The sequence below is a fragment of the Phyllobacterium sp. genome (assembly GCF_037994425.1).
Lineage (GTDB): Bacteria > Pseudomonadota > Alphaproteobacteria > Rhizobiales > Rhizobiaceae > Phyllobacterium.
The window spans coordinates 1-6,570 of record NZ_JBBNAM010000336.1 but is presented as its reverse complement, the minus strand read 5'-3'; the positions used below and the strand labels follow the sequence as shown (position 1 = coordinate 6,570).

The following is a 6,570-nucleotide window of genomic DNA, read 5'->3' as shown; positions in this document are numbered from 1 at the left end:
GGCGTGAGGAGGGGGCGAGCATCGATGGTCTGCTTGTTTTCGACCATGTCGATAATCTGGCCGCCATCGACCTGCGTGAAGCAAATTATGACAGGCGCACGGTTTTGCCCGATCAGATTGCGCTTGCAGCCTCGCTTGTGGGAGGCTCCCCGATATTCGTCTATGAAGCGCATCAAGAGGTGCCGTTCCATCCGGACCCGCCGATGATCCTCCAGTCCTATCTCGATGCCGTCATGCAGGGGTTCCTCGTGGAGCACGGTTCGAAAGGGCTGCGACGCTTCGTTGAAGAGACACACAATTTCGACACGCCGATTTACAGGGACCGGGATGCGCCGGCCTATCCGCGTGCAGTCAGGCTTGGCCTAAGCGAGGCCGACCTCTTCGACCGGCTGTTGATGAAACGGGGTGCAACTTTTGTAGAAATGCGAGAGACCTAAGCGGCGCGCATTTCCCGCCTCAATGCTGCGCCGTCAGGCACCTTGTCGTTGAGCAGCCAGTCGGTCACGGCCGGCCACAATTTGTTCGCCTGGTGCTTGCGGAAAAAGCCGAGATGGCCGATGGGCGCGCCGTCCGAGCTTGCCGGCGAAAACCACATTTCGTGCAGGACTGAAGCATTGCCGAAGCGGCGGAGCAGGCTTTCGACCGCGCGTGGCGTTCCCCAGACGTCGTCAGTAATCCCGACCGAGAGGAGGGGGATCGTCACCTTCTGGAAGTTCTGCGCTTCGGGAACAGCCGGGTCTGCGAACAGGAAATTCGGATTTCGGCACCAGCGTGCCCAATCGCGAAATATCGTACCGGGAACAGCCTCGCCGAGGCCGCCCCATTTCGGCAGTTTGCCGAAGGGGATCGTAAGAGGCACGCCGAGGAGATTCATCTTGGCATACATGGCACAGGGCTGCGCCGTGTTTCGGTAGTAGCCCGAGAGAGACGCCAGCAGCGCATAGCGCTCGAAGCTCGCCGATCGGTTGCTCAGTCCAAGCGCGACGCCGCCATAGGAATGGCCGATGCCGACCATCGGGCGGGACCCCGAAAGTAGCCTGAGTTCATCAAGTGCGGCGGGAAAGTCGAGGACGCCCCAATCCTTCAGATTGAGGCGCGATTTCCAGCGGCTGGGCGCCTCGGAACGGGCGACGCCACGATAGTCGTAAGTAAGTACTTTGGATGCGCCGAGATCGATGAGGTGGCTGGCAAAGTGGCGGTAGATCGCATCGGGTACCGCGGCTGCGGACGAAATCAGGACGGCCGGGCCTTCGCCCCCGCCCTCATACAGATGACCGTGCAGCGGAAAGCCATCCGCTGCCACGAAACGTATATCCTTCATCGATCCTCCCAGATCTTACTTTGACGTTAACGTAATTCAAAATGAGGCCCTCGACAATGGTGATTTCGCAACATGGCCGCAATCGTTAACGGGACTGGTATATCTGCAGCAATTGGACTATATGAGCGCCTCCGGCAAGGCCCGGAAAAATGCAATCAAATCACAACCGATATTGAAGGTCATAACAGGTGCAATAATGACGAAGAACTGGACACCGACTTCCTGGAGAGGCAAACCGGTAAAGCAGATGCCTTTTTATCCGGACGCTCAGGCGCTGAGCGATGTCGAGGCCCGTCTTCGTACCTATCCGCCGCTGGTTTTTGCAGGTGAGGCGCGCAAGTTGAAAAAGCAGCTGGCGGCCGTTTCGCGCGGCGAGGGCTTTTTGCTGCAGGGCGGCGATTGCGCCGAAAGCTTTGCCGAACACGGCGCCGACAACATCCGCGATTTCTTCCGCGTTTTCCTGCAGATGGCGGTTGTCCTGACCTTCGGTGCCTCGCAGCCGGTGGTGAAGATCGGCCGCATCGCCGGACAGTTCGCCAAGCCTCGCTCCGCCGATACGGAAACGAAGGACGGCGTTGAACTCCCGGTCTATCGCGGCGACATCATCAACGGTACCGAGTTCACCGAGCAGGCCCGTATCCCGGACCCGGCGCGACAGGAAATGGCTTACCGTCAGTCCGCTGCGACGCTGAACCTGTTGCGCGCTTTCGCGCAGGGCGGCTATGCCAACCTCGAAAACGTCAACCAGTGGATGCTCGGCTTCGTCTCCGACAGCCCGCAGGGTGAACGCTATGGCAAACTCGCTCGCCGCATTGCCGATACGATGGACTTCATGCGCGCTGTCGGCATCACATCGGAAACCAATGCTCAACTGCGCGAAACGGATTTCTACACCAGTCACGAGGCCTTGCTGCTCGGTTACGAGGAAGCGCTGACCCGCGTCGACTCTACTTCAGGCGATTGGTACGGCACGTCCGGGCACATGATCTGGATCGGCGATCGCACCCGTCAGGCGGACCACGCCCATGTCGAATACTGCCGCGGCATCAAGAATCCGCTCGGCCTGAAGTGCGGCCCGACGCTTGAGGAGGACGATCTTATCCGGCTCATCGATCTGCTCAATCCGGCGAACGAGGCAGGGCGGCTGACGCTGATCGCCCGGTTCGGCCATGACAAAGTGGGCGACCACCTGCCGAGGCTGATCCGCGCGGTGCAGAAGGAAGGCCGCAATGTCGTCTGGTCGTGCGATCCGATGCATGGCAACACGATCACGGCCAATGGTTACAAGACGCGGCCCTTCGACCGCATCCTCAAGGAAGTCGAAAGCTTTTTTGCAGTTCATCACGCCGAGGAGACCTATCCCGGCGGCATCCACATCGAGATGACCGGCAACAACGTTACGGAGTGCACGGGTGGTGCCCGCGCCATTTCGGCCGACGACCTGTCCGACCGCTATCATACGCACTGCGACCCGCGTCTCAATGCGGACCAGGCATTGGAGCTGGCATTCCTTGTTGCTGAACTCCTGAAGAAGGAGCGCGACAGCCACCCCCAGAAGCTGGCGGTCAACGCGTAAGCAACAAGCTGTTTGATGATGATCTGTGAGGGCGGTCCTTGTGGCCGCCCTTCGTTTTGGGAGACCCATCTGGTGGGGGCTTTTCGGGCCCGGTCCACAACCCGTGAAAGTCCGATTTCGGGACTGGAGTTTTTCGTTTCAGGATTCTATCAAGTCAGCATGGACATAAAACCCGCGCGCCGTAACCGCCTCACTGCATCGTTCCGTACGTTCATGGAGAATGAGGCAGCCGGCGGCATCATCCTCATGGCTGTTGCCGCACTCGCCCTGATCATCGCCAATTCGCCGCTCAGGGAAGATTATTTCGGTTTTCTCAAGACTTACGTCGGCGGGCTCAGTATCCTCCACTGGATCAACGATGCGCTGATGGCGATTTTCTTTCTGCTCGTCGGGCTCGAAATAAAGCGCGAAATGATCAGCGGACAGTTGTCCAGTTGGTCGCGGCGCGCCTTGCCGGGCTTCGCGGCGGTTGGCGGCATGGTCGTCCCCGCCCTGATTTTCCTTTTCTTCAATGAGGGCGGAACCATTCGCGGCTGGGCGATCCCTTCGGCTACCGACATTGCCTTTTCGCTCGGGGTGCTTTCGCTGCTCGGCGCGCGGGTTCCGATCTCCCTCAAGGTGTTTCTGACCGCACTTGCCATTATCGATGATCTTGGTGCCGTCATCATCATCGCACTCTTCTATTCGGAAGGCCTAAACGTTCCGGCACTGGCTGGAACCGCAGCGGTTTTTGCCATCCTCATCGCCATGAACTACCTCGGCATGGTGCGCCTTTGGGCTTACCTTGTTCTTGGCCTGATACTCTGGATTCTCGTCTTCAAATCGGGCATCCACGCAACCATTGCCGGTGTGCTTCTCGCTCTCGCAATTCCGATGAAGGGCAAACGTGGCGAAGCCGATTCGCCACTGGTCAAGCTTGAACACGCGATCCAGCCTTGGGTGGGATTCCTGATCGTTCCGATCTTTGGCTTCGCTAATGCAGGAGTGTCGTTCAGTGGCGTTTCGCTGTCGAACCTTGCCGATCCAGTTCCAATCGGCGTGGCGGCGGGCCTCTTTGTTGGCAAACAGCTTGGCGTCTTCTCCTTCGCCTGGCTTGCGATCAAGTTCCGGCTTGCCGAACGCCCGCCGGGCGCGACCTGGGTTCAAATATACGGGGTGGCGATTTTGTGCGGCATTGGGTTCACGATGAGCCTGTTCATTGGCCTGCTCGCCTATGACAAGTCTCCACTTCTGCAGGACGAGACAAAGCTCGGCGTGCTGCTTGGTTCGCTGCTTTCTGCCGTTGTCGGCGCTTTTGTGCTCGCCGTGGCGGCTACCCGTTCCAAGAAGGCGTGAATACGCGAGCTGCGCCGAAAAGCCTCGCTTATGGTTTGCCAATTGCAGGGAGTGGCAGAATGGCGGAAATGCATTCGGGATCGTGCCTTTGCGGAAGGGTACGCTTTGAAGCGCGCGGAGAATTGCGCGGCGTTGTCTATTGTCATTGCTCGCAATGCCGCAAACAATCTGGCCATTTTTATGCTGCGACGAATGTTCAGGACGATGCGATCAGCATATCCGGGGAGGAAAACGTCACGTGGTATGAGGCGAGCGATTTTGCCCGGCGCGGTTTCTGCAAGAGCTGCGGCTCGGTCCTCTTCTGGAAGCACCGCGACCTTGACCACATATCGGTCATGGCCGGCGCGTTCGATCAACCAAGCAGTTTGAAGGGCGAATGCCACATCTTCGTCGCCGACAAGGGCGACTATTATGCGATCGATGATGAACTGCCAAAGTACGAGAAAAGCGGCGGCAGTGTCGTGGTCGCAGGCAATGGGCCGCCGAGGGATTGACCTTCGCCAATCTCGCTCTAAAGCTTGAGGGGACAAACGAGGGTGGAGTATGCATCGGCTGGTACTGGCATTCATCAATTCCATGCGGGCGCTGAAACATCTGGCGAAGCATGAGAAAGCGATTCAACAAGAACTGGTTCTATTTTTTGTCTCGATACCGATCGCGGCCGTAGTTTCGCCTTCGGGCCTTTCCTTTCTGTTGCTGACGGGGTCGGTCCTGTTTCTCATCCTGGTCGAGGTTCTCAATACTGGGATCGAAGCCACATGCGACGCGGTTTCCCTCGATTTTCATCGGGAGATCCAGATAGCCAAGGATTGTGGATCGCTCGCCGTACTGATCTCGGTTATTCTTGTCGCGGCCGTCTGGCTCTATACGCTCTGGGGCGTATTTTTTGGCTGATATCCGCGCTCTCACATTGCCTTGCCCACAACGAAACGATATATGTTCAATATGAGCAAAAATCCTGACATTCTTCGTATCGCTATCGCTCAGCTCAATCCCGTGCTCGGTGATATCAAAGGCAACCTGGCGAAAGCCCGCGAGGCGCGCGCCGACGCAGCGCGGCAAAGCGCCGATCTCATTCTGTTTACGGAGCTTTTCATTTCGGGGTATCCGCCAGAAGATCTCGTATTGAAGGGTTCATTCATCGAGGCCTGCGAGAAGGCTGTTCGGGAGTTCGCCGCCGATACCGCGGATGGCGGCCCAGGCGTCATCATTGGCATACCCTTGAAGCGGCCATCCGGCCTGCACAACGCTGTGATGGTCCTCGATGAGGGCAAGGTCGTCGCCGAGCGTTTCAAGGTGGACCTGCCGAACTATGGTGAGTTTGATGAGAAGCGGGTGTTCCAGGCAGGGCCAATGCCGGGCCCGGTGAACTTCCGCGGCGTGCGCATCGGCGTTCCAATCTGCGAGGACATCTGGGGCGAACTCGGCGTGTGCGAGACGCTTGCGGAGAGCGGGGCGGAAATCCTCTGCGTTCCCAATGGTTCGCCTTATTACAACGGCAAGGTCGATGTGCGCTATCAGGTTGCGCTGCGCCAGGTGATCGAGACAGGGTTACCGCTCATCTTCGCCAATCAATTGGGCGGGCAGGACGATCTCATTTTCGACGGCGCATCCTTCGCCTTCAATGCCGACAAGAATCTCGCCTTCCAGATGTCGCAGTTCGAGGAGCAACTGAACGTGACGACGTGGCGGCGCGGCACACTTGGCTGGACGTGCAGCGAGGGGCCGATGTCGCGGATACCCGAGGGCGAGGAGGCAAACTATCGCGCCTGCATGCTCGGCTTGCGCGACTACGTCAACAAGAACGGCTTCAAGGATGTCGTCCTCGGGCTTTCGGGCGGCATCGATTCGGCGATCTGCGCGGCGCTCGCCGTCGACGCGCTGGGCGAAGAGCGCCTGCGCGCGGTGATGATGCCTTATACTTACACGTCGAAGGACTCGCTGAAAGACGCGGAGGATTGCGCCCGCATGCTTGGATGCCGCTACGACATCGTGCCAATCTTCGAACCAGTGCAGGGCTTCCTGAAGGCGCTTGGCCCGATATTCGAGGGCACCAAGGAAGGCATTACCGAAGAGAATCTGCAGAGCCGTGCTCGTGGCACGATCCTGATGGCAATCTCCAACAAATTCGGTTCGATGGTGGTAACTACCGGCAACAAATCGGAGATGTCGGTTGGTTACGCCACGCTCTATGGCGACATGAATGGCGGCTACAATCCGATCAAGGACCTTTACAAGATGCAGGTCTACGGGCTCGCGCGCTGGCGAAACAGCCATGTGCCGCCCAACGTGCTTGGCCCCTCGGGCGAGGTGATCCCCAAGAATATCATCGACAAGG

The 6,570-nt window shown here is 58.5% G+C and carries 6 protein-coding genes and 1 pseudogene; 6 read left to right on the top strand and 1 reads right to left on the bottom strand.

The window, feature by feature from the left end; genetic code table 11:
* A pseudogene (locus tag AAAB35_RS22095) lies at positions 1-437 on the top strand (gamma-glutamylcyclotransferase); the annotation flags it as partial.
* Here AAAB35_RS22095 and AAAB35_RS22090 read toward each other — a convergent pair.
* Positions 434-1,321: an alpha/beta fold hydrolase gene (locus AAAB35_RS22090; protein WP_340670420.1), complete on the bottom strand. Its 888-nt coding sequence runs from the start codon at positions 1,319-1,321 to the stop codon at positions 434-436. The pseudogene AAAB35_RS22095 and the gene AAAB35_RS22090 sit on opposite strands and share 4 nt — an antisense overlap.
* Before the next feature lie 196 nt (positions 1,322-1,517).
* On the opposite strand from AAAB35_RS22090, the gene AAAB35_RS22085 reads away from it, so the two are divergent.
* The 5 genes from AAAB35_RS22085 to AAAB35_RS22065 all read left to right on the top strand — a co-directional run.
* Positions 1,518-2,897, top strand: coding sequence for a 3-deoxy-7-phosphoheptulonate synthase class II (locus tag AAAB35_RS22085; protein ID WP_340670419.1), 1,380 nt, complete (start codon positions 1,518-1,520; stop codon positions 2,895-2,897).
* A 159-nt stretch (positions 2,898-3,056) separates the two neighbouring features.
* Positions 3,057-4,232 carry a Na+/H+ antiporter NhaA gene (gene nhaA / locus AAAB35_RS22080; RefSeq protein WP_340670418.1) on the top strand — a complete coding sequence of 392 codons (1,176 nt, stop codon included), beginning with the start codon at positions 3,057-3,059 and terminating at the stop codon, positions 4,230-4,232.
* Between the two features lie 59 nt (positions 4,233-4,291).
* The gene (locus AAAB35_RS22075; protein WP_340670417.1) at positions 4,292-4,726 is read left to right on the top strand and encodes a GFA family protein; all 435 of its coding nucleotides are present in this window, start codon (positions 4,292-4,294) and stop codon (positions 4,724-4,726) included.
* A gap of 49 nt (positions 4,727-4,775) precedes the next feature.
* Positions 4,776-5,126: a diacylglycerol kinase gene (locus tag AAAB35_RS22070; protein ID WP_340670416.1), complete on the top strand. Its 351-nt coding sequence runs from the start codon at positions 4,776-4,778 to the stop codon at positions 5,124-5,126.
* Positions 5,127-5,177: 51 nt separating this feature from the next.
* The coding region (locus AAAB35_RS22065; protein WP_340670415.1) for an NAD+ synthase at positions 5,178-6,570 on the top strand (1,393 nt) is incomplete at its 3' end.

Excerpts from the sequence above, each read along its gene's own strand:
- AAAB35_RS22085 (WP_340670419.1), top strand. The coding sequence starts at position 1,518 with ATGACGAAGAACTGGACACCGACTTCCTGGAGAGGCAAACCGGTAAAG.
- AAAB35_RS22090 (WP_340670420.1), bottom strand. The coding sequence starts at position 1,321 with ATGAAGGATATACGTTTCGTGGCAGCGGATGGCTTTCCGCTGCACGGT.
- nhaA (WP_340670418.1), top strand. The coding sequence starts at position 3,057 with ATGGACATAAAACCCGCGCGCCGTAACCGCCTCACTGCATCGTTCCGT.
- AAAB35_RS22070 (WP_340670416.1), top strand. The coding sequence starts at position 4,776 with ATGCATCGGCTGGTACTGGCATTCATCAATTCCATGCGGGCGCTGAAA.
- AAAB35_RS22075 (WP_340670417.1), top strand. The coding sequence starts at position 4,292 with ATGGCGGAAATGCATTCGGGATCGTGCCTTTGCGGAAGGGTACGCTTT.